The 26,377-nt window shown below is 35.1% G+C and carries 22 protein-coding genes, 1 tRNA gene, 1 rRNA gene and 1 pseudogene; 15 read left to right on the top strand and 10 right to left on the bottom strand.

Features of this window, described 5'->3' with window-relative positions; translation table 11 throughout:
- Positions 1–94: 94 nt before the first annotated feature.
- The 3 genes from G577_RS0104010 to G577_RS0104000 all read right to left on the bottom strand — a co-directional run bounded on the left by G577_RS0104010 (position 95) and on the right by G577_RS0104000 (position 3,581).
- On the bottom strand, positions 95–574 hold the full coding sequence (locus G577_RS0104010; protein ID WP_028790075.1) for a hypothetical protein: 480 nt from the start codon (positions 572–574) through the stop codon (positions 95–97).
- Positions 571–1,308 (bottom strand): hypothetical protein, encoded by a 738-nt coding sequence (locus G577_RS0104005; RefSeq protein ID WP_028790074.1) that lies wholly within the window; start codon positions 1,306–1,308, stop codon positions 571–573. Before G577_RS0104005 ends, G577_RS0104010 begins: the two co-directional genes overlap by 4 nt.
- A gap of 116 nt (positions 1,309–1,424) precedes the next feature.
- Positions 1,425–3,581 (bottom strand): LTA synthase family protein, encoded by a 2,157-nt coding sequence (locus tag G577_RS0104000; protein ID WP_028790073.1) that lies wholly within the window; start codon positions 3,579–3,581, stop codon positions 1,425–1,427.
- 216 nt (positions 3,582–3,797) lie between these two features.
- Here G577_RS0104000 and G577_RS0103995 point away from each other — a divergent pair, with 216 nt between their 5' ends.
- The 5 genes from G577_RS0103995 (at position 3,798) to G577_RS0103975 (ending at position 9,256) form a co-directional block, all read left to right on the top strand.
- Positions 3,798–4,967, top strand: coding sequence for a class I SAM-dependent rRNA methyltransferase (locus G577_RS0103995; protein ID WP_028790072.1), 1,170 nt, complete (start codon positions 3,798–3,800; stop codon positions 4,965–4,967).
- A 14-nt stretch (positions 4,968–4,981) separates the two neighbouring features.
- Positions 4,982–5,761 carry a type I 3-dehydroquinate dehydratase gene (gene aroD / locus G577_RS0103990; protein ID WP_038022772.1) on the top strand — a complete coding sequence of 260 codons (780 nt, stop codon included), beginning with the start codon at positions 4,982–4,984 and terminating at the stop codon, positions 5,759–5,761.
- 26 nt (positions 5,762–5,787) lie between these two features.
- Positions 5,788–6,273, top strand: a complete 486-nt coding sequence (gene ybaK, locus G577_RS0103985) for a Cys-tRNA(Pro) deacylase (RefSeq protein WP_028790070.1) — start codon at positions 5,788–5,790, stop codon at positions 6,271–6,273.
- A 203-nt stretch (positions 6,274–6,476) separates the two neighbouring features.
- Positions 6,477–7,826, top strand: a complete 1,350-nt coding sequence (gene gdhA, locus G577_RS0103980; protein ID WP_028790069.1) for an NADP-specific glutamate dehydrogenase — start codon at positions 6,477–6,479, stop codon at positions 7,824–7,826.
- A gap of 83 nt (positions 7,827–7,909) precedes the next feature.
- On the top strand, positions 7,910–9,256 hold the full coding sequence (locus tag G577_RS0103975; protein WP_028790068.1) for a glucose-6-phosphate isomerase: 1,347 nt from the start codon (positions 7,910–7,912) through the stop codon (positions 9,254–9,256).
- 201 nt (positions 9,257–9,457) lie between these two features.
- Here G577_RS0103975 and G577_RS12250 read toward each other — a convergent pair whose 3' ends face one another.
- The 4 genes from G577_RS12250 to G577_RS0103955 all read right to left on the bottom strand — a co-directional run bounded on the left by G577_RS12250 (position 9,458) and on the right by G577_RS0103955 (position 11,620).
- Entirely contained in the window at positions 9,458–9,616 is a 159-nt protein-coding gene (locus G577_RS12250) for a hypothetical protein (RefSeq protein WP_169357981.1), read from the bottom strand.
- A 108-nt stretch (positions 9,617–9,724) separates the two neighbouring features.
- Positions 9,725–10,321, bottom strand: a complete 597-nt coding sequence (locus G577_RS0103965) for a TVP38/TMEM64 family protein (RefSeq protein ID WP_028790067.1) — start codon at positions 10,319–10,321, stop codon at positions 9,725–9,727.
- A gap of 94 nt (positions 10,322–10,415) precedes the next feature.
- Positions 10,416–10,862 (bottom strand): threonine/serine exporter family protein, encoded by a 447-nt coding sequence (locus tag G577_RS0103960; protein WP_028790066.1) that lies wholly within the window; start codon positions 10,860–10,862, stop codon positions 10,416–10,418.
- A complete protein-coding gene (locus G577_RS0103955; protein WP_028790065.1) occupies positions 10,859–11,620 on the bottom strand; it encodes a threonine/serine exporter family protein in 762 nt (253 codons plus the stop codon). Before G577_RS0103955 ends, G577_RS0103960 begins: the two co-directional genes overlap by 4 nt.
- A gap of 305 nt (positions 11,621–11,925) precedes the next feature.
- Between G577_RS0103955 and G577_RS0103950 the strand changes: the two genes are divergently transcribed.
- Entirely contained in the window at positions 11,926–12,507 is a 582-nt protein-coding gene (locus tag G577_RS0103950) for a TetR/AcrR family transcriptional regulator (protein ID WP_028790064.1), read from the top strand.
- A gap of 268 nt (positions 12,508–12,775) precedes the next feature.
- Here the strand turns inward: G577_RS0103950 and G577_RS0103945 are convergent.
- Positions 12,776–12,863 (bottom strand) — tRNA-Ser (locus tag G577_RS0103945).
- A 167-nt stretch (positions 12,864–13,030) separates the two neighbouring features.
- Positions 13,031–13,834: a Cof-type HAD-IIB family hydrolase gene (locus tag G577_RS0103940; protein ID WP_028790063.1), complete on the bottom strand. Its 804-nt coding sequence runs from the start codon at positions 13,832–13,834 to the stop codon at positions 13,031–13,033.
- Positions 13,835–14,086: 252 nt separating this feature from the next.
- On the opposite strand from G577_RS0103940, the pseudogene G577_RS11015 reads away from it, so the two are divergent.
- Positions 14,087–15,585, top strand: a pseudogene (locus G577_RS11015) (NCS2 family permease).
- A gap of 105 nt (positions 15,586–15,690) precedes the next feature.
- Here the strand turns inward: G577_RS11015 and G577_RS0103930 are convergent.
- Positions 15,691–15,873, bottom strand: coding sequence for a YjzD family protein (locus tag G577_RS0103930; RefSeq protein WP_028790062.1), 183 nt, complete (start codon positions 15,871–15,873; stop codon positions 15,691–15,693).
- A gap of 119 nt (positions 15,874–15,992) precedes the next feature.
- Between G577_RS0103930 and dnaE the strand changes: the two genes are divergently transcribed.
- The 8 genes from dnaE to G577_RS0103890 all read left to right on the top strand — a co-directional run.
- The gene (gene dnaE / locus G577_RS0103925) at positions 15,993–19,319 is read left to right on the top strand and encodes a DNA polymerase III subunit alpha (protein WP_028790061.1); all 3,327 of its coding nucleotides are present in this window, start codon (positions 15,993–15,995) and stop codon (positions 19,317–19,319) included.
- A 162-nt stretch (positions 19,320–19,481) separates the two neighbouring features.
- A complete protein-coding gene (gene pfkA / locus G577_RS0103920) occupies positions 19,482–20,444 on the top strand; it encodes a 6-phosphofructokinase (protein WP_028790060.1) in 963 nt (320 codons plus the stop codon).
- Positions 20,445–20,510: 66 nt separating this feature from the next.
- Positions 20,511–22,277, top strand: coding sequence for a pyruvate kinase (pyk, locus tag G577_RS0103915; protein ID WP_028790059.1), 1,767 nt, complete (start codon positions 20,511–20,513; stop codon positions 22,275–22,277).
- 85 nt (positions 22,278–22,362) lie between these two features.
- A complete protein-coding gene (locus G577_RS0103910) occupies positions 22,363–22,926 on the top strand; it encodes a YceD family protein (RefSeq protein ID WP_028790058.1) in 564 nt (187 codons plus the stop codon).
- A gap of 55 nt (positions 22,927–22,981) precedes the next feature.
- Positions 22,982–23,164 carry a 50S ribosomal protein L32 gene (gene rpmF, locus G577_RS0103905; RefSeq protein WP_028790057.1) on the top strand — a complete coding sequence of 61 codons (183 nt, stop codon included), beginning with the start codon at positions 22,982–22,984 and terminating at the stop codon, positions 23,162–23,164.
- 167 nt (positions 23,165–23,331) lie between these two features.
- Positions 23,332–24,753, top strand: a complete 1,422-nt coding sequence (gene gndA, locus G577_RS0103900; protein WP_028790056.1) for an NADP-dependent phosphogluconate dehydrogenase — start codon at positions 23,332–23,334, stop codon at positions 24,751–24,753.
- A gap of 150 nt (positions 24,754–24,903) precedes the next feature.
- Positions 24,904–25,590 carry a response regulator transcription factor gene (locus G577_RS0103895; RefSeq protein WP_028790055.1) on the top strand — a complete coding sequence of 229 codons (687 nt, stop codon included), beginning with the start codon at positions 24,904–24,906 and terminating at the stop codon, positions 25,588–25,590.
- Positions 25,591–26,279: 689 nt separating this feature from the next.
- Positions 26,280–26,377, top strand: a 16S ribosomal RNA gene (locus G577_RS0103890); the annotation flags it as partial.

Raw genomic sequence — 26,377 nt, 5'->3', positions numbered from 1 at the left:
GAATATGTCGACCTCCAAAAGTTAATTTTTGATCTAACTTTTTGGGGCCACTACAGACTTACGCTAATTTGGGTTTTTATGCAAATTCAGCTTATTAAAAAATGTCATCTATATAAGGGGATTGGAGAAGTTGCTTGTTTTGGCTAAATAATAAGATACATAGGGAATGTTTTTGGGATAAGTGAAAACAAAATTTTAAAAGCCACTGCACTTGATTAATAGTTAGTGAACCAAAGCAATCATGAAGATAGATGACAGAGGTACTTTTTAATAATAGGTGAACAAACTGCAATCTTATTTTATCAAATTGAGTCAGCTCCTTCTCTTTTTTGCTAAAGATTATTGAGTTAAGTTCAGTTAATTTAATATAAGATAAAAGTCTTGTTTGTTTAGGTTTGTCTACTCCCAAAAGGAGATTTTCTTTTAGGGATAAGTAAGGTAACTGTTCCCATTTCCCAGTAATTTCACCAATAAATTGTTTAGGTTGTTGAGCTAAGAGATTGTTTTGATACTTTTTTGTTGTAACAAGATAAAAACCAGCAGGTAATTGCTTTACATTCATCATTTGTTTCAAAGCTTATACCTCCAATAATAATACGTGCTTATTGTAATGATTTGGGCTGAAAAAAGTAAGAAAATAATATTTCGAATTGTTTTTCCAATAGACAAGAAAAATATTTTTGTCCATTCTTGACTAGGGAGTAAAATGGATTGAATCAACGCTTGGTTTGTACGGGGAAAACGAGTGACAAGCTGACCCAATTGAGTTTGCTCCAACTGTTCGGTGACAGTGTCTACATTGCTGACAGATTCAATAATTTTAAAATGTTGATATAAAATCATTTCGACAAAGTATCGTTGGAAAATCATAGTAAGTAAAATAAAAATCAAAATAAGAAAAATTAAGGGAAAAAATGATTCTAACAGGTTAAGGCGCAGCCAAGAAAACATTGTATTTCCTGAATGTTTCCATACAAGAAGTTCTTTATCTTTTACTAACTGACAAATAAAAAAATAAAGGACAAATAAAACGCTAAATGAAATAATGGCTATTTTTTTGAACAGATGGTAATAATTGTTCACTGTTTCAGTTGGTTCTTGAATAGAGGCCAAAATAGTTTGCCTTTCTAACGAGTATCCAGAAGAAGAAAGTAATCTTTCTACATGTTCATAGATATAAGGCAAAGAAATTTGTAAACTTTCAATGATGAAAAATAATATGAATAAAATGCTTAAAAAAAAGATATAAAAAGCGGTTATACGTCGATGATATTTTAAACTGGCTAGAGCAATTTTTGAAAAAGACATGAGTATCACCTTCTTGACCGCATTATATAAAACGAATTTGAAAAAAATATGAATAAGCTGTAGTAAAATATAAAAAAACACCCACATCATATGATGTAGGTGTTTCATTTTTTAAATTATTCTCTATCTTGACTACCATTATTGTTATTTTCTTCTTCTAGCTCTTCTTGTACTTCAGGATGATATTCTTGATAACTTTTTGACTCGTATTCATCTGCTGTCGATTCATTATTATTTTCTGAATAGATACTAGTAGAATCATCACCCAATTCTTCTTCTATGTTACGAAGACGTTCATCGATATTTGTGTAATCATAATCATTTGGATCGATTGGTTCAAGACCACTTTCGTTATGGAAGCGAAGGAGATCTCTTTGAGTTACTTTATCCGAAGTTTCCAATTGTTCATTGACAGTGTTTTGTAATTGGTCAACAGTTTCTTGCTCTTCTTCTGAAGGAGACTCGATAGGTTCTTCTGTTTCATTATCATAAAGCGTGCCAGAATAATTTGTATAGTCAGGGGACACAAAAGAACCATCGCGCATTGCAGCTATTTCTTGATGTTCATCTGATAATAAGTCTTGTCCCATTTGTATATAGTTTTTGGTATCTACACCTAGTAAATGTAAAAGGGTCGGCATGGCATCAACTTCGCCACCATAAGTATGATTGATTTCACCATTATCTTGACCAGGGATGTGAATCATATAAGGGACACGCTGCATTTGTGCATTATCATATTCATCCCAATCTTCACTATCTTTACCCAGCAACTCTGCCAAGTTTTCATTACGCCCATCAGAAATACCGTAGTGATCGCCGTATAAAACGATAGCTGAGTTCTCATACAGTCCCGATTCTTTCAGATAATCAAAGAATTCTTCGACAGCTGTATCTAAATAATTAGCAGTAGCAAAATATCCGTTAATCGTTTCATCTGGTGTGTCTGCCAATGGGAATCCAGCTTCATCATTAGTAAATTCAGCGTAAGGATAGTGGTTAGACACAGCAATAAATTTTGAATAGAAAGGCTGTTGTAAGTGTTCTAAATAAGGTACTGATTGTTCAAAGAATGGCTTATCATGCAAACCATATTGGAAAGAATTTTCGTCAGTTACATCATAATAATTACTATCAAAGAAATAATCATAACCAAAGTGCTTATAGACCTCATTACGGTTCCAAAAATTTCCTGCATTTCCATGGAAAACGGCAGAAGTGTAATCTTTTGTTTGGTTTAAAATGTTTGGAGCTGACTCAAAAGTATTTTTTCCACCAAATTGGGTGAAAAAGGAACCTTGGTTTAAACCAAATAGAGAGTTGTCCATCAATGTTTCAGCATCACTTGTTTTTCCGGCCGCCACTTGATGGAAGAAATTATCGAAACTAAAGGTACTATTATCATGATATAAACTATTAATAAATGGCATTACCTCGTGTTGTTCACCATTTTCGTCTTCTAGTTCGTAATCAATTAAAAATTGTTGTACACTTTCTAGATGGATGTAGATGACGTTTTTATCTTCTGCTATACCAAACAATTCATCATTGGGCTCAGCATAATGTTCATTCACGTAATCTTCGACTTCATCTATATCATTGGCGCTTGCTTGAGCACGTACTTGAGTTGTTTGATAAGTTTGAACGGCATCGTAAGCAGTAAAAGCATTAATCCCAAGGTACTTAACCAGATAATCGCGGGAAAAAGTTCGGGTTAATAATCCTGAACGATCTGTTTCCGCCAGAAATAAGTTGCCTGAAAAAACCATGACAGCAAGTGCTGTGACAGCTAAAGCTGTTCTAGCTCGTATGGGCCGTTGGTCTAACTTAATTTTTTTCATACCCAACGCAACGCCTAAAATAATAAAGTCAATAAAATAGAAAATATCGCTAAAATTTAATAATTCTAATGTACTACCTGCTAAACCACCAGCAACTTGACCAGCACCTAAAATCGTATTAATGGTAAGAAAATCGGTGAATTCACGATAATAGGCGATATTAGCAAAAAGTAAGACGGTAGTTAAGAAATAAATCAAAAGCATGGCAAAATAAGATGCTTTTGTCCTTCTTATATATAAAGCGATGGATAGTAAAAATAAAGTCGTCGCTATAGGATTGATCAATAAAATAAAGTATTGAATTGCACTTTCTACCCCTAGACTAAACTCTGTAAAATAAGCAGCAATATTTTTAGTCCATAATAAGATCGCTAATAGGCCAAAAAAGCCTAATCTTGTATTTAGAAGATTTGGTATCTTTACGTTCTTCAAAAGTTTGTTCCTCACTTTCTGACATACGTCGTGAAAACAAATTCAATTGTTTTCATTCATCAATATTATTCTACTAAAGTCTTTATTTGACTGTCAATAAAATTGGAAAGTAGAGGAACGAATTAAGTTTTTCTTATCAATTTTTTTGTAAAAGACAAAAAATGTAGGATTTGGTATACTTGTTTGTAAGAAAATAAAAATCAATAGGGTGAATACATGGAAATTAAAGTGACACAACAAGCGGCAAAGCGTATAAGACGTGGTTATCCATTATTACAAAAACGAGATCTGCTTGATCCAATAAAAGAAAATCAGTGGATCAATTTTGTTGATAAACAACAAAATTTAGTTGCTAAAGGATATCTTGGCGTCCAAAATAATGGTGTGGGTTGGTGCTTAACAACGAACGATCGCCCCCTTGATTACGCTTTTTTTGTAGAACTTTTTTTTAAAGCAAGAAAAAAACGAGAAAACTACTATCAAGAGGAAAAAACAAATGCCTTTCGTTTACTTAATGGGGCAGGAGATCATTTAGGCGGTGTAACAATTGATAAATATGCAGATTTTGCCGTTGTTTCTTGGTATAATCAAACTTTATATCATAAACAAGAGAAGATTATCACAGCCTTTAAAGAAGTGTTTCCTGAAATAAAAGGCATTTATGAGAAACTTCGTTTTCCTACAGATCAATCGCACTCACGCCTTCTTTGGGGGAAAAGCGCTCCTGAACCACTTTACATTAAAGAAAATAATATAAATTATGCTGTTTATTTAAATGAAGGCTTAATGACAGGCATCTTTCTGGATCAACGTGAAGTAAGAAAGCTATTTGCAGAAGGTTTTGCTAAAGATCAAGATCTTTTGAACATGTTTAGTTATACTGGGGCTTTTTCAATTGCAGCGGCAGCAGGGGGAGCAAACACTACTACAAACGTGGACTTAGCTAAACGTAGTTTAAAAAAGACACAGGAACAATTTTTAGCTAATCAAATTGATCTTTCTAAACAAACAATTCATGTCATGGATACCTTTGCGTATTTTAAATATGCAAAGAAAAAACAGCTTACTTTTGATTGTATTATTTTAGATCCACCTAGTTTTGCTAGAAATAAGAAAAAAGTTTTTCGTGTGGCTAAAGATTACGGAGAACTAGTTAGGTCTAGTATAGCTATTTTAAAAGACCAAGGTGTGATTATGGCTTCTTCTAACGCAGCTAATGTGACATCAAAAAAATTTCAAAATATGATTGAAAAGGCCCTGCAAAATGAAAATGTTAGCTATAAGCTAATTAAAAAATTTCGTCTTCCTCAAGATTTCGTCGTTGATTCGGCCTATCCTGCGGGAGACTATTTAAAGGTTTATTTTTACCAAATCAAAAAGGATTAACGGAGGTGTGCTTCTTGTTAGAGTTAAAAAATGTAAAAATAGGGAATGGGGCTCCTAAAATGTGTGTACCTATTACTGGAAAAACGACAGAAGAAGTAGCAGAGCAAGCGAATCTCGCGAAACAATCTGTAGCTGAGATTGTAGAATGGCGAGCAGATTTGTTTAGTGAGAGCGAAGAGATTGAAGAGATAATGGAAACTTTGGATATGATTGCTGGTATTTTACCAGAAAAAATTCTTTTGTTTACTTTTCGTTCGGTAGAAGAAGGAGGGAGTCGTCCTGTTTCTTTGAAAATGTATCATGATTTATGTTTAACAGCCGCAAGTACACAAAAAGTGGATTTGATGGATATTGAATTTGGAAAAGTCGAATTTTTAGGGCGTAAATTCGTCCAAGACTTAAAAATTCAAGGAGCTAAAATTATTATGAGTAGCCATGATTACAAAGAGACGCCCGAAGATGCAACAATGATTTATCGAATTGGGGTAATGAACCAATTTGGGGCAGATATTGGAAAAATTGCTGCTATGCCACACAGTTTAGAAGATGTTTTGCGCATGATGAACATTGTTTCTAAAGCTAGAGCCTTTAATGAATTACCAATTGCAACGATATCCATGGGGGATCTTGGGAAAATCACGAGGATTGCAGGCGAAGTCACTGGCTCGGTTCTTACGTTTGGATCTTTGGAAAATGGACAAAATTCAGCGCCCGGACAAATTCCAATCGATGAGCTCCAATTTAATTTGGAAACTTTACGTATAAAAGAAGATTCAGCAATTAGTCCATTTTAGCAAAATGAATGATTAGGAGCATTTCATTGAGTAAAAAGAAAAAAGAAAAGACAAATGCTATTCGTCTAATTGAACAACGTAATATCTCTTATAAAGAGCATGAATATCCTTGGACAGAAGACCAATTAAGTGCTGCGCATGTCGCTTTAGAGCTTGATCAAAGGATAGAAAAAATTTTTAAAACCTTAGTAGCTGTAGGAAATAAAACGGGCATACTTGTAGCTGTGGTTCCTGGTGATGAAGAACTAGATTTAAAAAAGCTTGCAAAAATAAGTCAAAATAAAAAAGTAGAGATGCTACATTTAAAAGACTTAGAAAAAACTACTGGGTATATTAGAGGTGGATGTTCACCAATTGGAATGAAAAAGAATTTTCCAACGTATATCGATTTATCCGCGCAAGACTTTGATACGATATTGGTTTCAGCAGGTAAACGTGGTGTGCAAATCGAACTAGCACCAGAAGATCTCATTTCTGTAGTGGCAGGAACGATGGCTGATATTACCGTATAAATTTAGCTTAGTTATTTGGGTTAACTTTTGAATGGGACACTGGTTTCCAGTTTTAGCTCAGAAGATAGCAAATAATTACTATGAAGTCATTTATGTTTACCAACGATAATTGATTTCATAGTAATTATTTGAAAATTGCAAAAATATGATGCGCCTAAAAAAGTTTTCTGCTAAAATGATAAAGAACATTAGGAGGTATTTTTATGACAAAAGCAAATGATGCAATTACTGCGGTACAAAAAGCAATTCATAATAAAGATCCGTACCAAACTGAGTTTTTACAAGCGGTAGATGAATTTTTATCTACGGTGGAACCATTTTTAGATAAACACCCTTCTTACGAAGCCGATCAATTGTTAGCAATGCTGACAGAGCCTGAACGCATTTTGCAATTTCGCGTTCCTTGGCAAGATGATGAAGGAAACTGGCGGGTTAATCGAGGTTATCGAATTCAATTTAATTCAGCCTTAGGACCTTATAAAGGAGGATTGCGTTTCCATCCTAGTGTGAATTTAAGTATTTTGAAGTTTTTGGCTTTTGAACAAATTTTTAAAAATAGCTTAACTGGTTTACCTATTGGAGGGGGGAAAGGTGGAAGCGACTTTGATCCTAAAGGAAAATCAAACGCTGAGATTATGCGATTTTGTCAAAGTTTTATGACGGAATTAGCTAAATATATCGGCCCGAATACTGATATTCCAGCTGGAGATATTGGTGTAGGTCCTCGTGAAATTGGTTATCTATACGGCATGTATAAACGCATAAAACAATATGACGCGGGCGTCTTAACTGGAAAACCATTAGATTTTTGGGGTAGTAAAGGCCGAACAGAAGCTACTGGCTATGGAACAGTCTACTTCGTTAAGCATTTGTTAGCTGATCGAAATGAAAATCTAAAAGGAAAAACAGCTGCAGTCTCTGGGAGCGGTAATGTCGCGATTTACGCAATTGAAAAAATACAAGAACTAGGTGGCAAACCGGTTACTTGTTCAGATTCCAATGGCTACATTTATGATGAAGAAGGAATTGACTTAGCCTTATTAAAACAAGTGAAAGAAGTAGATCGCGATCGTTTGACTGCCTACGCGCAAAAACGTCCACAAGCCCAATATCATAAAGATGAAAACGTATGGGATTTAAAAGCAAATTATGACTTAGCTTTCCCATGTGCTACGCAAAATGAAATTGATGAGACTCAAGCACAAACAATGGTATCTAACGGTGTAAGAGTTGTTGCAGAAGGTGCGAATATGCCTTGTTCAATAGAAGCTGCTGAATACTTTATGGCACAAAATGTAGTCTATTGCCCAGGAAAAGCAGCTAATGCTGGAGGCGTTGCGGTTTCAGCATTAGAAATGAGTCAAAACGCACAGCGCTTACAATGGGAAAAAGAAGACGTAGATAAACAATTAAATACGATCATGAAAAATATTTATGAAAGCACTCGCGATGCTGCTAAAGAGTATGGCTCAGAAAAGAACTTTATGCTCGGAGCGAATATTGCTGGTTTTAGTAGGGTTGCCAAAGCTATGACAGAACAAGGTCTTGTTTAAGATAGTGTGTACTTGAAAAAATATCAAAAAAAAGGTAAAGTAGTAATGTACATTACTACTTTACTTTTTTAGGAGGAGGTAACATGGGACATATTTCATTTGATTATTCAAACGTAGCTCCTTTTGTTAACGAACATGAACTTGATTATATACAAAACCAAGTAACTGCAGCAGACCAAGCATTAAGAAACGGAACAGGCGCAGGAAATGATTTCTTAGGTTGGATTGATTTACCGGAAAATTACGATAAAGAAGAGTTTTCTCGTATTAAAAAAGCGGCACAAAAAATTCAATCGGATTCAGAAGTTTTAGTCGTTATTGGTATTGGCGGCTCTTACCTAGGCGCCCGTGCGGCGATTGATTTCTTACAGCATTCTTTTTATAATGCACTATCAAAAGAACAAAGGAAAACACCACAAGTGATTTTTGCTGGGAATTCAATTTCTTCTACTTATCTAGCAGATTTAATTGAAATGATAGGAGATCGAGATTTTTCAGTAAATGTGATCTCAAAATCTGGCACAACGACTGAACCAGCGATTGCTTTTCGTGTGTTTAAAGAATTATTAGTTAATAAATATGGTGAAAAGGAAGCAAATAAACGGATTTATGCGACAACTGACCGTAAAAAAGGTGCTGTAAAAGAAGAAGCAGATGCACAAGGTTGGGAAACTTTTGTCATCCCAGATGATGTTGGCGGACGTTTTACGGTATTAACACCTGTTGGATTGCTGCCTATAGCTGTTAGCGGAGCAGACATTGATGCTTTGATGCAAGGAGCTGCGGATGCCCGTAAAGAGTATTCAGATGCTGATTTGAAGAAAAATGAAGCCTATCAATATGCTGCTTTACGTAATATTTTACACCGTAAAGATAAGGCGATTGAAATATTAGTTAACTATGAGCCAGGAATGCAATATTTTTCCGAGTGGTGGAAACAATTATATGGTGAATCAGAGGGAAAAGACCAAAAAGGGATCTATCCATCTAGTGCTAATTTTTCGACGGACCTTCATTCAATTGGACAAACAATTCAAGATGGCACACGTAATGTGTTTGAAACGGTTGTCAAAGTGGAAAAACCACGCAAAAACGTAACAATTCCAACACAAGAATCTGATTTGGATGGTTTAGGTTATCTAGAAGGAAAAGGCATCGACTTTGTGAACACTAAAGCCTTTGAGGGAACCTTGTTGGCGCATACAGATGGGAATGTTCCAAACTTAGTGTTGAAGATTCCAGAAATGAATGAGTATACATTAGGATACATGATGTATTTCTTTGAAATTGCTGTAGGAATCTCAGGTTATTTAAATGGTGTCAATCCATTTGATCAACCTGGAGTAGAAGAGTATAAAAACAACATGTTTGCCTTGTTAGGTAAACCGGGCTACGAAGACTTGGCAGAAGAGTTAAACGAACGATTGTAAATCAATGCTTTTAATGTGTTAAATACAATTTTGTGATCAAGAGAGGTTTGCACTAAAGTAAAAAAGATGATATTCAATAGAAAAGGCGTTCCTTGAGCGTCTTTTTTTGTATACAAAAAAACTGTTAGCAGTAAAAACAAGGCGTTACTACTAACAGTTTCAATAGGAAGAAACAGTCGCATTCATATGTGGGCGTCCTTTCTATACGTGAGATTTTTCAGCGTTTAGATTTTTGATTGCAAGTTCAATCGTTACACCATAGGCTACATGGTCTTCATTTTTCGAGTCGATTGCCATAAATTGATTTGTATTCGTATCAAAAGCGATTCGATAAGCCAAATCTTCTTTTTTAAACGTCATATACATCCCTCCTTTAATTTTTTTATAACAGCTACCTCATGTACTATAGCATGATTTTAAGTGACTAGCAAAAATTTTGTTTAGCATGTGGTTATAGCTTGCCATTTTTTATCGCAAAAATTGAAAAATTTGTTCACTTCCATATATTAGAATAAAGCTATACAAGAAGACAGAAACTGGTTTGGCTAACAAAATAATCCAAGTAAATTTCTTTAGAGAAATTTTGGTTAAACTGGCCATTAAGCATAAAGCATCATCAGGAGCGATAGGTAAAAATATAGCTACAGTAAAAAGACGATCAAAACGTTTTTGGTTGTCTAGCCAATGAATATATTTATAATAAGTCTTTCCATTTATTAAACGTAATACAAGCGGCTTGCCGTATTGCCGTCCTAGCCAAAATAAAATTAAAGAACCTATACAAATCCCTATATAATTATATAAAAAACCTATTAAAGGACCAAAAAGCAATACGCCAGCAGCTAATGAAATACCACCTGGAAGAATTGGAATAACGACTTGTAAAATTTGAATCAAGATAAACAAAAAGGGAGCCCAAAATACGGCTTGACCAACAAACTCTTGTAAACTCTGCAGACTATCAAAAACTCCAGTCTGGTAAAAATAAATCGCTATAAAAATTAGAGCAAGAAATCCAGAGATGGAAATTAAATGCATCAGTCTTCTTGATGTTGTAATGCTCAATGTATGTCACCTCAATTTTTATCACTTAATTATTATTATAACCGAAATTATAATAAAAGCATGCAACTAGCGACCGATTTAAAACAATTAGGAATTACTTATTCTTTTTTGAGAGTAACCATTTATTAATTAATTGTTCTACAAAACTAGTTACTAATAATCCTCCCACAATACTTATGGCTGTAGTTGATACTACCATCAATTTTTGGAATCCGATATTTGGGTCTCCTAAAGCAAAAGCGCGGACCGCTTCATAAGAAGGCCCTCCCGGAACTAATGGAATTAAACCAGGAATATAGAAAATGATCATTGGCATTTTTTGTTTCTTTGAAAAGAAGATACTCAAACACCCAATCATAAAAGCTGCGACGAAATTAGCTGAGGCAATACTATGAAAAATTTGGTCTAAATAAAAATAGATCATCCAACCAATGGCTCCAGTAAAACCACTGGTTAAAAGCGCACGACGGGGGATATTTGCTATAATACCAAAGGCTGCGCTGCTGAAAAAGCTAAGAGAAAACTGAAGAAAAAATGTCATGGAAAAAGCCCCCCAAAAATTGAAAGAACACAAGCAATTCCAATAGCAATAGAGGCTGCTACTATGATCGCTTCAGTTCCTCTGACAAGTCCGCTAACTAAATGCCCTGCTAGAATATCTCGTAAAGAGGCTGTAATAGCCACCCCTGGAACTAAAGGCATAACAGCTCCAATACACATGTAGTCAAAACTCAGCGCAAGTCCAGTTCGTGTAAAAAGCAGAGCAAGTATACCAATAAGAAATGAGGAAATAAAAATATCAAAAAAACGTAAATCAAAATGTTGTTTGACTTCATGTTTTATGAAAAAGCCAAACCCCCCAATGAATAAAGTTGGGATAAAATTTATCCAATGACCGCCGAATAAAATCATTAAAAACGCACTTAAAAACGCAGCACTAAGTACTTGTAATATTAAAGGAAATTCAGGTGTTTCTTTATCAATTATTTTTAATTGCTGATAGAGCTTTGGTAGGTCTACACTTTTTTCGGCGAATTTTCTAGACAGTTGATTTACGGCTTCGACTTTTTCTAAGTTAATATTTCGTTCTCCTACATTTTCAATTTGAGTATAGCGACTACTTTTTAGGCCCATAAATATCCCAGTAGCTGTTACATAACTTTTGCTATTTGGTTCGTTAGCATTCTCAGCAATCCGGTTCATCGTATCTTCTACACGATATACTTCAGAACCACTTTCCATCATGATTTTGCCAGCTAACAAACAAGTATCTATTAATAGATCTTTTGTTTTTTCCATGATATATCTCCTTGTGAGCACTTGCTTTAGAATAGCTTATTCTCCATTATTCTATCTGTTTGTCATAAGACTGACAAGGAAGATTTTTTAATAACTAAGCGGTAATGGAATATTTTTATCTCTACTTAAAGTTTCACTAGCAGTGGCAAAATTTTAAGTAGAAGAAGAAATTCTATTTTATTGGAATAACAGTTATTTGAAAATAAACAACGTATTTTATAATTTGGGCAGAAAACACTTTAAAATTCCGAGATTCTCGGTTAAAATAACAATATATAGCTGTAAAAAAGTAAGGAGGTTGTGTTATGAGACATAAAGTGTATACAAGAAAACATATTTTAAATGCTGCTTACGATTTGATTGAAAAAAATGGGTTCAGTAACTTTACAGCTCGGAACGTGGCAGCTCAAATGGGAGTGTCTACTCAGCCAATCTATTTAGAATTTGAGAATATGGAGGATTTGAAACAATCATTGATCGAATCAATAATGGATGAGTTAACACAAAAGGTATTCAGCGTTGAACATACGGGAGACAAATTGTTTGATATTAGTATTAATTATATCGAGTTTGCACAAAAGAAGCCACGATTGTTTATGGCCATGTATCTTGATGAAAAGGGCGGAGGCAGCATTATGTATGATCGCTCTTATCAGTTCTTCAAGGAAACTATTCTACAGCAAGAAGAATATAAGGACTTAACGGAACAATACATTGAAGCACTATTCCATGCTACTTGGATCACGCTGACTGGTCTAGCAGCACTCATGATATCAAAAGTAGTAGTGCCAACTCGTCAACAAATCATTGCAATTATAGAACAAAGTGTAAATGCCATTTTAGAAAGTAATTATGAAGAGAATACTTTTGGTGATATAAAGAAGTAAAAAAAATTATATATCGGTTATCAGCTTAGTTAGAGCTAAATGAATGCGCTTTATTTGGGACTAGCTAAGTTTTTTTATAAAAGAAAGTCTACAAGCTTTTTCACTTGTAGACTTTCTAATTTACATATAAGAAAGTGCTATTATAAAAATTATGTACGCCCCCAGCGCAAAATACTAGGTAAAAAAATTAAAACACGTTAGAAAACACGTTAAAAAAGTAAAAGAAGAGCTAAAAAAGCTGATATAACAGCAATTCTACCTTTAAATAAGGAGAGTACGGGATTTGAACCCGTGCGCCGCTTTTAAACGGTTCGCTGGATTTCGAGTCCAGTGCATTACCACTCTGCCAACTCTCCGTATCCGCAAATAGTATTCTCTCATTTTTTTATAAAAATGCAAGAGATATTTTTTTATTTTCTAGAAAATATCCAATAAAAATCGCAAACAAAAGATACCAGAATCGCTTGCTATTGTAAACACCTACGAATGATTTACTAGTGATACTGGTATCTTTTTGTAAAAGCTAAATAGCTAATAATTCTTCTAGATAATCAACCATACCTTCTTCATCATTCGTTTTGGTTGTCACATCATTAGCTACACTTTTTAATTGATCTGTTCCGTTTTTCATTGCAACACCCCAACCAGCATACTCAAGAAGTTCAACGTCGTTATGTTCATCACCAAAGGCAACGATATCTTTCTGTTTTATTTGCATTGCTTCAGCTACTAAGGACACGGCCATTGCTTTTTGTACACCTTTTGGCACGACTTCTAAAATTGTATCTTTCCCGCCCCATGTTTTTACGTCAATTTCATTAGAGAATTGTTGTGCTAAAGCTTCGGTTACAAAACTTGCAAATTCGTTTTTAGTTTTAAGCATGATAGAAGTAGGATTTGTTTTTAATTGAGGAAATAAGTTTGCTTCAGTGGCAATATCTGTAGCAAAAAATTCTTTTTGAAAATTTTCTAGTTTATCGATAAAAAACGTTTGACGGTTTTCGGCAGCAACAAAGTCTAGATGTAACTGTTCTTTTTTCTCTAATATCTCAAAAGCAATTTCGCGAGGAACAGAAAATTCCTTTTCATAGGTCCACTTTTCTTTTGGTTTATGAATTAAGCTCCCATTGAAATTAACCATAGGTGTATCTAAATGTAGTTGTTGGTAGTAATGAGCACTCATACGGTAAGGTCGACCTGTGGCAATACTAATAATATGTCCTTTATCGCGAGCTTTTTGTAAAATTTGAGCTGTTCTAGAAGAGATCAGCGAAGCATTATTTAATGTTGTTCCGTCTAAATCGAGGGCGATTAATTTTTTTGGCATAAAGTTCTCCCTTACTAATAATTTTTTCTAGTTTACCATAAATTCGCTTTTTTACAAGCGAATATAGACAAAGAACATTTTTTCTTTGGGTAAAACACGAACATTATATTCTTATTTATTTATTTTGTTAAGAAATTATTGAACTATAGAGCGAAACTATCTATAATTGATATTTGTTCAAGGTAAAAGTGGAATTTATGAGCTGTTCGCATTTTCATTGGACATGATATTTTCTAAGGAGTGAAAGAAAAAATGGAGAGACTTTTCAAGTTACAAGAAAATGGTACTAATGTTTCAACAGAAATCATGGCAGGGGTAACAACATTTTTTGCTATGAGTTATATCCTATTTGTAAATCCTACGATATTATCAGCTTCTGGTATGCCATTTCAAGCAGTTTTCTTGGCCACTATTATTGCTGCTATCATTGGAACTTTAGTAATGGGTCTATTTGCGAACGTGCCTTATGCTCAAGCCCCTGGTATGGGATTAAACGCTTTTTTTACCTACACAGTTGCTTTTGGTCTAGGTTATAGTTGGCAGCAAGCACTAGCGATGGTATTTATTTGCGGTTTGATCAATATTTTTATAACAATAACAAAAATTCGGAAATTGATTATCCATGCTATTCCAGAAAGCATGCAACATGCCATCGGCGGAGGTATTGGAGTTTATGTTGCTTATATTGGTTTGAAAAACGCTAATTTATTAACTTTTTCAGCTGATTCTGATTCCATTATTGGCGCAACAATAGAAGGTGGGGAAGTCGTTAGTGCTGATATTAACGGAGGAATTGTTCCTGCTTTAGTTAACTTTGATAATCCTGCAGTTGTTCTGTCACTCATTGGTTTAATTTTAATGACAATTTTAGTAGTAGCCAATGTACGTGGGGCTGTATTCTCCATCCACAGTTTTGCCTTTACGTCCTTTTAGTAGTAGCCAATGTACGTGGGGCTGTATTACTTGGGATTGTCGGGACGACGATCATTGGTATTCTGATGGGTGTAGTTGATTTGAGCGCTGTTGATTTGAGCGATAACTCATTAAGTCAATCTATCAATGAACTAGGAACAACTTTCGGTGCCGCTTTTGGTCAAGAAGGTATGCAGTCATTATTTAGTGATTCAGGTAGAATTCCGCAAGTTATTATGACGATTATTGCTTTTAGTTTAGCTGATATTTTTGACACAATTGGTACATTTATCGGAACAGGACGTCGCACAGGTATTTTTTCAAAAGAAGACGAAAATGCTCTGGACGACAGTAAAGGGATGAACACTAAAATGGATCGTGCTTTATTTGCTGATGCGATTGCTACCTCTGTTGGAGCTATTTTTGGGACGTCAAATACCACGACTTTTGTTGAATCTGCAGCAGGAATTGGCGTAGGAGGAAGGACGGGGTTAACCTCTGTGACAGTGGCTGTTATGTTTGCCTTAAGCAGTCTGTTTTCTCCTCTAATTGCGATTGTTCCGGCCCAAGCAACAGCTCCGGCATTAGTATTAGTGGGAGTTATGATGCTTTCTTCTTTTAAAGACATTGATTGGACGCGCTTGGAAGATGCAGTTCCTGCTTTTTTTGCTTCGATTTTCATGGCGTTGTGCTATAGTATCTCTTATGGTATTGCCGCTGGATTTATTTTTTATTCTATTGTAAAAGTTGTTAAAGGAAAAGCCCGGGAAGTTTCCCTCATCTTATGGGTTATTGATTTATTATTTATTTTAAATTTTGTGATTTTAGCTTTTCTTTAAAAATCATATGATTCTTATAAAATGGTATAAGTGTTTAAAATCAAAAGCAATTGGTTGAAAAGAATAAAAAACCCGTTACAATAAATTGTAGCGGGTTTTTAGTCGTTAATGGGATTGTTTATTATTAGGATAAACGATAGCTCCTATAGCCATAACGATTACAGCAACAATTAGAGAACAGATTGTTGTCAAAACAAAATCGTAATTTGTACTCGTTAAGGCACTGCCGATAAAACCAACAACTTGTCCTAAGATTAAAGACCAAATAATCGTAATAAGGTAGCGCATTGCTACACCTTCTTTCACATTATACATATTCGATTTTAGTTTATCATAATTTAAAATCTTGTAAAGTTAGAACCATTGATTTATTAGTTTCGGTTAACTATTTTAAGGGAGAAATGAAAATGAGTAACGTTCAATTAACAACACTGACATCTTATTCTTTATTAGAAAGCACAATTGAAATCACTCAATATGTGCAATCGGCAAAAAAATTGGGATATGATTATTTAGGAATTACAGATCGCAATAACCTTTATGGAGCTTTAGAATTTATGAAGGCTTGCCAAAATGCACAAATACATCCAGTTATTGGACTGTTGCTTGAATACTACTCTTCTCAAACACAAAAAGAACATGAGATTTTCCTTTTTGCCAGAAATGAGGAAGGTTATAAACAACTCATGCGCCTTTCGAGCCAAAAAATGAGTGATTCGCAGATTTTGTTGGAAGATGCTACTTCTTTAAACGACATATATGCTATTTTGCCAGATGAAAATGAGTTGGCTGAATTATTAAAAGAAGAAAAAAAAGATCTAGCCAAGCAAAGAGCGACTGAATTACAAAACGTGTTTGGAAAAAGACAATTTTTTTATGGCATTGCTTATCAAAAAGATCTAGCAGCTGATGTAAACAGATGGATGGAAAAACAAGGAATACAACCTGCAGCGTATCAATTAATTGATTCGCTTCACACAGAGGAAGCTTTTTCAGTAAAAGTTATGCACCATATTAAAGAAGGCGAGAAAATTGATAATCTGCCACAAGAGATGCAACAACTAACTGTTTCAAACAGTTTAGAAGCTTATGAAAAAAAGAAAAAATGGTATGAAACACATGCTCCAAACGCTTGGGAAAATACGGAAAAAATTGCAGAAAGTTGTCAAGCAGAAGTTCCTTTGCAACAGAAATTATTACCGCACTATCCTTTACAAGAAGGAACTAGCGCTAGTCAGTTTTTAAAAGAACTTTGTGAGAAGAAATTATCTCAACGAGTAGAAAGGGTAGACCAACGTTATCAAGAACGTTTAGATTATGAGTTATCTGTTATTCACAGGATGGGTTTTGATGATTATTTTCTAATTGTTTGGGATGTAATGGATTTTTTACATGAAAACAACATTGTAACAGGTGCAGGAAGAGGATCTGCGGCGGGTTCTTTAACTGCTTACGTTTTATCGATTACTGATGTTGATCCGATTAAGTACGATCTATTGTTCGAACGATTTTTAAATCCTGAACGTAATACAATGCCTGACATTGATTTAGATATTCCTGATAATCAGCGAGACACGGTTTTGCAATATGTGAAAAACAAGTATGGACAAAACCACGTGGCTCAAATTGCGACTTTTGGTACAATGGCTGCCAAAATGGTTTTGCGTGATACTTGTAGAGTTTTTGGGTTATCACAAAGTGAAGCAAATCGCTGGTCTAATGCAATCCCTAAAAAAATGAAAATCACTTTAGAAGAAGCTTACCAACAGTCAAAATCATTACGCGAATTAGTGAATATGAACGAACGCAACAAACAGCTATTTCAAGCTGCTCAAACTTTAGAAGGACTTCCGCGACATGTATCTACACATGCTGCTGGTGTAGTGATTAGCGACCAGAATTTATTAAACCTTGTTCCTTTACAAGAAGGGTCTGAAGGGATTTGGTTAACACAATTTACGATGAATGACGTAGAAGAAACAGGTTTGTTGAAAATTGACTTTTTAGGACTACGCAACTTATCGATTATTGCTGATACGTTACAAGGAATTCAAAAAGTAGTAAAACAAACTGTGACACAAAAAGAGATTCCCTTAGATGACCCCAAGACGCTACGTTTGTTTCAAAGAGGGGATACCACCGGAATTTTTCAATTTGAATCAGCGGGAATTAGAAGCGTATTGCGAAGGCTAGAACCTGAAACCATCGAAGATGTGGCAGCTGTTAATGCATTATATCGACCAGGACCAATGCAAAATATTGATACATTTATCAAGAGGAAACACGGAAAGGAACATATTGAGTATCCAGATCCAAGCTTAAAATCTATATTGGAAAATACTTATGGCGTCATGGTTTACCAAGAACAAATTATGCAAGTTGCTTCGCAGATGGCTGGATTTACTTTAGGGCAAGCCGATATCTTACGTCGTGCCATTAGTAAAAAGAAAAAGAGCGTATTAGATCAACAGAGACGCTATTTTATTGCGGGAGCCAAAGAAAAAGGATTTACCGAGGAAAAAGCAAATCAAGTTTACAATTATATTGAACGTTTTGCTGATTATGGTTTTAATCGTTCTCATGCCTTTGCTTACTCCTTTGTTGCTTTTCAAATGGCTTACTTAAAAGTTCATTATCCAGCTCCTTTTTTTAAAGCATTATTACGGTCAGTTTTGCATAATCCTAAAAAAATGAAAGAATATCTCAGTGGAGCTAAAAATGCAGGAGTTAAAACTTTATCCCCTTCTATTAATCAAAGCTTTTATTCTTTTTATTTAAATTCGTTACAAGAAATCCGATTTGGTTTGGGTGGCATTAAGGGAATTCGGCGAGATTTTATTTACGATCTTTTGGATGAAAGAATGGAAAATGGAAATTATACTTCGTTAAATCAGTTTTTAACGCGTATGAACCAGCGGAATAGTAAGTGGTTAAAAGAAGAAAATATTCGCCCGTTACTCGCTATTGGAGCTTTTGATGAACTTGAACCCAATCGTCGTCAAGCGCTGTCCCAATTAGAAGGAAAAATTCAAAATGTGCTATATAGCGGGGGGAGTCTCGATTTATTAGATATGATGGCTCTAAAGAATGAAACGTTGCCTGATTTTAGCCTTGAAGAAAAGTTGAAACTAGAAGATGATTACTTAGGCATTTATTTGTCAGGGCATCCTGTAGAACAATTCAGTAAGATTAAACGTAGAAAAAAAACTACTGATGTTTCTGAGTTAATTGAAAAAGCGACAGCGAATATTTTAGTTTATTTAACAGAAATTAAAGAAATTCGGACAAAAAAAGGAGAGCAGATGGCCTTTTTAGAAGGAAATGATCTTACTGACGAAATCTCTGTTACAGTTTTTCCACAGCTGTATCGCAAAATTAGAAATCAACTTGTAGAAAACCAAGTTTATTATATTGAGGGAAAAGTAGAACGCAGCAATTATAATGATCAGTTACAAATGATTGCCAACCAAACAATAGTGGCGAAAACTTTAGCAGAAACCATCGCAGATACAACTGCTTATTTGAAAATACCTACAAATGTAGAACAAAAACAAGCTTTATCAGAATTATACGCTGTGTTTAAACAATCCAGCGGAAATGTTCCAGTGGTCATTTATTATGAACAAACGGATGACACCCGTCTTCTGCCTGAAAAAAATTGGGTATCAAATACTGAAGAGTTACAAGAGTCATTAGAAAAAATTTTAGGGAAGGGAAATGTTATATTTAAGTAATATTTTTAGAATACTTTCATTAAATGTTTTCATAGTTATCTTTTTTTCTTGTTTAACCAAGACATTTGAGCTAATTAATGATAGAATATTAAGCGAATTAGAAGTTTTAAGACAATCTTTTAAATTTGTTAGACTATATTATTAATGAGGTGAAGTAAAATTATGAAGCGCATTGGAATCTTAACTAGTGGTGGAGATGCCCCTGGTATGAATGCGGCAATTCGAGCTGTTACACGTAAAGCAATCTATAATGGAATGGAAGTTTATGGTATCAACTACGGTTTTGCTGGGTTGGTAGCTGGAGATATTCGTCGTTTAGAAATTGCTGATGTTGGAGATACGATTCAACGAGGGGGGACTTTCCTTTATTCAGCTCGTTATCCAGAATTTGCTACTGAAGAAGGGCAACTAAAAGGAATCGAGCAGTTAAATAAGTTTGGTATTGAAGGCTTAGTAGTTATTGGCGGGGACGGTTCTTACCATGGAGCTTTGGCTTTAACAAGACATGGGTATCCAGCAGTTGGTATTCCAGGAACAATTGATAATGATATTTCGAACACTGATTTTACTATTGGTTTTGATACAGCAACAAATACAGTATTAGATTCATTGGATCGTATCCGAGATACAGCAACTTCTCACGTTCGCACATTTGTCATTGAGGTTATGGGTCGCGACGCAGGTGATCTTGCGTTATGGACTGGCGTAGCTGGTGGTGCAGATGAGATTATCATTCCTGAACATGACTTTGACATGAAAAATGTTTCAAAACGTATTCAAGATGGACGTGATCGTGGGAAAAAACATTGTTTAATTGTTTTGGCTGAAGGTGTTATGGGCGGCAGTGAATTTGCGGAACAGTTAAAAGAATATGGTGATTTCCATACAAGAGTTTCCATCCTCGGACATGTTCCTCGTGGTGGATCACCAAGTGTTAGAGATCGTGTGTTAGCAAGTAAATTCGGCGGTTACGCCGTTGAGCTTTTACAAGAAAACAAGGGTGGTTTATGTGTAGGAATGGTAGATAATAAACTTGTGGCTTCAGATATTGTCGACACTTTAGAAAATGGGAAACACCACCCTGATCTTACGTTATATGACCTAAATCATGAGTTGTCGTTCTAACTCTTTTAGAGAAGGTAAGCGAGAATAGTAAATGCGTTTAAATAAATGAATAGGAGTAGGTTATTAATGAAAAAAACAAAGATTGTTAGTACGTTAGGGCCCGCTAGTGATTCAGTAGATACGATTACTAAATTGATTGAATCTGGTGCTAATGTTTTTCGTTTTAATTTTTCACATGGTGATCATGATGAGCATTTAGGACGAATGAAAATGGTCCGTCAGGCGGTTGAAAACACGGGCACGGATGTGGGGATTCTTTTAGACACAAAGGGTGCTGAAATACGTACAACAGCACAAGCAACAGAGTCTGGTAAAATCCCTTTTGAAATTGGAGATACTGTACGGATTGCAATGGATGCAAATCTAGACGGTACAAAAGAAAAGATCTCTGTTACTTATGAAGGACTTTTTGATGATGTTCATGAAGGTGGCCATGTCTTATTTGATGATGGTCTAATTGACATGTTAATTTTAGAAAAAGATGAAACAAACAGAGAACTAGTTACTGAAGTACAAAACCAAGGGATTTTGGGCTCTCGTAAAGGTGTTAATGCCCCAGGCGTTTCGATTAGCTTACCTGGAATTACGGACAAAGATGCAGCTGATATTCGTTTTGGATTGGAACACGATATTAACTACATTGCCGCAAGTTTTGTGCGTAAAGCTCAAGACGTATTGGACATTCGAGAAATTTTAGAAGAAACTGGTATGACTCATGTTCAAATTTTTCCTAAAATTGAATCTCAAGAAGGCATTGATAATATCGATGAGATCTTGAAAGTTTCGGATGGAATTATGGTTGCTAGAGGTGACATGGGAGTTGAAATTCCTTCGGAGTTAGTGCCTATGGCCCAAAAAGATATCATTAAAAAGTGTAATGCTGCTGGAAAAGCTGTTATTACAGCAACCCAAATGTTAGAATCAATGCAAGAAAACCCACGTCCGACACGTGCGGAGGCTTCTGACGTAGCCAATGCTGTATTTGACGGAACAGACGCAACGATGCTTTCTGGGGAATCAGCTAATGGAAGTTATCCGGTTGAAGCTGTTACTACAATGTCTCGTATTGATGAGGAAGCAGAAAAATCGATGTTGAGACTTGGCTCTTATCAGATCAATCAATTTGATAAGACAGATGTTACTGAAACTATTGGGCTTTCTGTAGCTCGCGCAGCAAAAAATTTGGGAGTTAAGTGTATTGTTGCGGCTACAGAATCCGGTCATACTGCTAAAATGATTTCGAAATATCGCCCAGATGCTGATATTTTGGCAGTGACTTTTGACGATCATACTAAACGTGGTTTAATGTTAAATTGGGGCGTTTATCCAACAGTTACTGACAAACCTGACACCACTGATGATATGTTTGAACTAGCTACGAAAAAGACACTAGAATTAGGTTTCGCTCAAGAAGGCGATCTAATTTTGATTACTGCTGGTGTTCCAGTAGGAGAACGTGGCACGACAAACGTTATGAAAATTCAAATGATTGGTTCGAAGTTAATTGAAGCTCAAGGTGTTGGAGGTCATTCTGTAGTAGCTAATACAGTAGTTGCTAAGAATGCTGAAGAAGCTATTGCCAAAGCAAAAGAAGGAATGGTTTTAGTCGTTCCATCTACTGATAAAGAATACATGCCAGCTATTGAAAAAGCATCTGCCTTAGTTGTTGAAGAAAGTGGATTAACTTCTCATGCAGCAGTGGTTGGAGTTGCGCAAGATTTGCCAGTCATTGTAGGTGCTAAAGATGCTTTAAGCGTTATTAATGATGGAGAGCTAGTTACAATTGACTCGCGTCGTGGCATTGTCTATCGAGGAGAAACAATGGCTATCTAAGTAGTGAGGATGCTGACAAGAAATTTTCGTTGACAAAGGAAATTTCGCTTTGTATAATAGCTTTTGTTGCTTAGGGGTGATACAAATGAAATGGTCTTTAGTAGAATTAGAGAAATATCAAGAAACACCACTGCAGTTTAGCGAAACCCTTGATTTAAAAAGGGAACTGATGAATAGAGATAAGCAAATCTTAGATCTGTCGTCAGTGAAGGTTGAAGGAATGGTAGTAGTAGAAGATACAGATTATATCTTACATTATACTGTTGAAACAACGATCACTTTACCTTCTTCTCGTTCACTTGAACCAGTAGAATTACCAATGAATTTTTCAGTGGATGAAGTATTTATGACGCCAGAACAATACGAACGATTAGATGAGTCTGCTCAAACGGAAGATATTTTAATCTTAGAAAAACAGCAGCTAGATTTAAACGATTCAGTTATGGATAATATTTTACTCAGGATTCCTTTACAAGTATTTACAGAAGATGAGAAACAACTTGGTACGATGCCTTCAGGTGAAGATTGGGCAGTAATTTCTGAAGATGAGTATAATCAACAAAAAGAAACGGAAAAAGAGGAAACAGTCGATCCTCGAATGAAAAATTTGTCTTCTCTTTTAGAAGATTTAGAAGAGGATGACTCCTAAGATTAATTTAAGCAAACCCTGAAATAGCAGATATTACTACAAGGAGGTGCAGGAAATGGCAGTACCAGCTAGAAAAACTTCAAAGTCAAGAAAAGCAAAACGCCGCACTCATAAAAAATTAACTATCACTGGATTGAATGAATGTCCAAATTGCGGCGAAATGAAAAAAAGCCACCATGTATGTGCAAACTGCGGCTATTATGACGGTAAAGACGTTACCGCAAAAGAGGAAGCATAATACATTTTGATCACGAAACCTTAGGCTAAGTTTAGTCTAGGGTTTTTATTATAGATAAAGTTTTATAGAAAAAGAGATAAATATCCATTGTTTTCTTTGAATGGAATTTATTTTACGCTATAATAAAGTTGCTTTATCAATTTTAGAAATTTTTAGGAGGGTCACAAATGACAAAACAACAAGTTGGCGTTGTTGGTATGGCTGTTATGGGAAAAAATTTAGCCTTAAACATTGAAAGTCGCGGCTATTCTGTTGCACTTTATAATCGTACTGGATCAAAAACCGAAGAAGTTGTGGAAGAAAATCCAGATAAAAATTTACAAGGTACGTATAGTGTGGAAGACTTTGTTAATGCTATTGAAAAACCTCGTAGAATTCTTTTGATGGTGAAAGCTGGTAAAGGAACGGATGCAACGATACAATCACTTTTACCTTATTTAGATCAAGGGGACGTATTAATTGATGGTGGAAATACATTCTATGAAAATACTATGCGAAGGAATTCTGAATTAGCTGATTCAGGAATTAACTTTATTGGCACTGGTGTTTCTGGTGGAGAAGAAGGGGCTTTAAAGGGACCTTCCATTATGCCAGGTGGACAAAAAGAAGCCTATGATTTAGTAACTCCAATTTTAGAAAAAATTGCTGCTAAAGCTGACGATGGAACGCCTTGTGTGACTTATATTGGTCCTAATGGTGCTGGACATTATGTAAAAATGGTCCATAATGGTATTGAATATGGGGACATGCAGTTGATTGCAGAGTCTTATGATCTAATGAAAAATGTACTAGGACTCTCTGTTGAAGAAATGGCCGATATTTTTGCTGAATGGAATAAAGGTGAACTAGATAGTTACTTGATTGATATTACTGCAGATATCTTAACGCGAAAAGATGATAAGGGAAGTGACAAACCTATCGTTGATATGATTTTAGATGCAGCAGGTAATAAGGGGACTGGTAAATGGACGAGTCAAAGTTCATTAGACTTAGGGGTACCTTTACCTTTAATCACTGAGTCTGTTTTTGCTCGTTATATTTCTTCCTATAAAAATGAACGTGTTCATGCGAGCCAAGTATTACAAAAAACACCAGAATATAATTATACTGGAGATAAAAAAGAATTGCTTGAAAAAATACGCGAAGCTTTGTATTTCAGTAAGATCATGAGTTATGCACAAGGATTTGCTCAATTGCGGTCAGCTTCGGATGAATACGATTGGAACTTACCGTTTGGTGAAATTGCTAAGATTTGGCGAGCAGGGTGTATAATCCGAGCTCAATTTTTACAAAAAATCACAGATGCTTATGATAAAGATTCAGATATAGATAATTTGTTATTAGATGATTATTTCAAGGAAATTGCAGAAAAGTATCAGCAAGCTGTACGTGATGTTATAGCTGTAGCTGTTCAAGCAGGAGTGCCGGTACCAGCTTTCTCCTCAGCTATTGCTTATTTTGATTCTTATCGTGCAAAAAGATTGCCTGCTAATTTGATACAAGCACAACGTGATTTCTTTGGTGCCCATACTTATGAACGAGTGGACGAGGAAGGTATTTTTCACTATTCATGGTATGATGAAAAATAAGAAAAAATAATGCAGAGAAAAGAAAGAGATGAGTCCCTTCTAATTTTTTGGGATGAATCTCTTTTTTATTTTATATAGACGTGATAAACTATTATATAGTGTTTTGCTGGTAATTCAATAACGGGAATGAAAAAAGGAGAATATAATTTAATGAGCGACATTCTAATAATTGAAGACGAAAAAAACCTAGCTCGGTTTGTCGAATTAGAATTAAAACATGAAGGATATGAAACTGAAGTTCATTATAACGGACGCACAGGATTGGATGCAGCATTAAATAACGATTGGGATGCAATTTTGCTAGACTTGATGTTACCAGAGTTAAATGGCTTGGAAATTTGCCGTAGGATTCGCCAAATTAAGAATACTCCTATTATTATGATGACAGCTCGTGATTCTGTGATTGATCGTGTTTCTGGGTTAGATCATGGAGCAGATGATTATATTGTAAAACCATTTGCGATTGAAGAATTGTTGGCTCGTTTACGTGCTTTGTTGCGACGGATAGATATTGAAGGAAATAAAAATACTGGGAAACAAACGACACTTAATTATCGTGATTTAGTAATTGAAAAAGAAAATAGGGTAGTGAAAAGAGACTCAGAAGTGATAGAATTAACGAAACGTGAATACGAATTATTATTTACTTTAATGGAAAATGTAAATGTTGTTTTATCTCGGGAGATTTTATTGAAAAAGGTTTGGGGCTATCAAACAGAAATTGAAACAAATGTAGTGGATGTTTACATTCGTTATTTGCGCAATAAGATAGATCTTCCAGGCGAGGAAAGTTATATACAAACTGTACGCGGTACTGGATATGTGATGCGTTCATGAAAAAACATGTAAGAATGAGGGGTTAAAAACTTTCTGATAGTAAAATGAGTTTTTATAAGAACCACTTTATGAAAAGGCCCATCTTTTACTTTAGCTTACTAAGCAGTTTGGATAGTTATCTTCTGGAGAAAGTAGGATAAGGGGAAGTGCGATTTTAGGATGATTTTTCCCTTAGCAAATGAAAGCAATAAGTGATTAATAGGATAACTAAGAAAAGAAATAATAACAATTTAACGAACTTTAAACCGAGAATTCTAGAGAAAATTCGTTTCTAGTTTTTTATAGATTTTATCTAATTTTATTGTTGATTTTTATCTAAATAATTGCTATATTAATAAATGTTCTCTTTACGTTAATGATTTGTTTTTACTAAGTTAAAAAAGTTATTGACTAATTTAAGAACAAGTGATATTATAACAGAGGCGTTAAATTAATGGTTGTGATTCAAAAGAAATAAATATTTTTTATCATTAAAAGACCATTGACAATAACTGATTCTCTTGATAAGATATAAAAGTTGCTACGGCAACGCCAAAGAGAACAAAAGACGTAGACCTTTGAAAACTGAACAAAGCAACCAACGAACCAATGTGTAGGGCGTCTCGATTCAAGAGGCAAACACAAGAAACAAACAAACGCAAACGTTTGAAGAGCACAATGATCAACGGTGTGTTGATCGATCGAATTCTCAAGATGAGAGTTTGATCCTGGCTCAGGACGAACGCTGGCGGCGTGCCTAATACATGCAAGTCGAACGCTGCCCCTGTTCCCCTTCGGGGGGAAGAGG

It is taken from the genome of Tetragenococcus muriaticus DSM 15685 (assembly GCF_000423785.1).
Lineage (GTDB): Bacteria > Bacillota > Bacilli > Lactobacillales > Enterococcaceae > Tetragenococcus > Tetragenococcus muriaticus.
This window is presented reverse-complemented; position numbering and strand designations above follow the sequence as displayed.

Excerpts from the sequence above, each read along its gene's own strand:
- G577_RS0104005 (WP_028790074.1), bottom strand. The coding sequence starts at position 1,308 with ATGTCTTTTTCAAAAATTGCTCTAGCCAGTTTAAAATATCATCGACGT.
- G577_RS0103995 (WP_028790072.1), top strand. The coding sequence starts at position 3,798 with ATGGAAATTAAAGTGACACAACAAGCGGCAAAGCGTATAAGACGTGGT.
- gdhA (WP_028790069.1), top strand. The coding sequence starts at position 6,477 with ATGACAAAAGCAAATGATGCAATTACTGCGGTACAAAAAGCAATTCAT.
- G577_RS0103975 (WP_028790068.1), top strand. The coding sequence starts at position 7,910 with ATGGGACATATTTCATTTGATTATTCAAACGTAGCTCCTTTTGTTAAC.
- G577_RS12250 (WP_169357981.1), bottom strand. The coding sequence starts at position 9,616 with ATGACGTTTAAAAAAGAAGATTTGGCTTATCGAATCGCTTTTGATACG.
- G577_RS0103960 (WP_028790066.1), bottom strand. The coding sequence starts at position 10,862 with ATGACATTTTTTCTTCAGTTTTCTCTTAGCTTTTTCAGCAGCGCAGCC.
- G577_RS0103955 (WP_028790065.1), bottom strand. The coding sequence starts at position 11,620 with ATGGAAAAAACAAAAGATCTATTAATAGATACTTGTTTGTTAGCTGGC.
- G577_RS0103950 (WP_028790064.1), top strand. The coding sequence starts at position 11,926 with ATGAGACATAAAGTGTATACAAGAAAACATATTTTAAATGCTGCTTAC.
- G577_RS0103940 (WP_028790063.1), bottom strand. The coding sequence starts at position 13,834 with ATGCCAAAAAAATTAATCGCCCTCGATTTAGACGGAACAACATTAAAT.
- G577_RS0103930 (WP_028790062.1), bottom strand. The coding sequence starts at position 15,873 with ATGCGCTACCTTATTACGATTATTTGGTCTTTAATCTTAGGACAAGTT.
- dnaE (WP_028790061.1), top strand. The coding sequence starts at position 15,993 with ATGAGTAACGTTCAATTAACAACACTGACATCTTATTCTTTATTAGAA.
- pfkA (WP_028790060.1), top strand. The coding sequence starts at position 19,482 with ATGAAGCGCATTGGAATCTTAACTAGTGGTGGAGATGCCCCTGGTATG.
- pyk (WP_028790059.1), top strand. The coding sequence starts at position 20,511 with ATGAAAAAAACAAAGATTGTTAGTACGTTAGGGCCCGCTAGTGATTCA.
- G577_RS0103910 (WP_028790058.1), top strand. The coding sequence starts at position 22,363 with ATGAAATGGTCTTTAGTAGAATTAGAGAAATATCAAGAAACACCACTG.
- rpmF (WP_028790057.1), top strand. The coding sequence starts at position 22,982 with ATGGCAGTACCAGCTAGAAAAACTTCAAAGTCAAGAAAAGCAAAACGC.
- gndA (WP_028790056.1), top strand. The coding sequence starts at position 23,332 with ATGACAAAACAACAAGTTGGCGTTGTTGGTATGGCTGTTATGGGAAAA.
- G577_RS0103895 (WP_028790055.1), top strand. The coding sequence starts at position 24,904 with ATGAGCGACATTCTAATAATTGAAGACGAAAAAAACCTAGCTCGGTTT.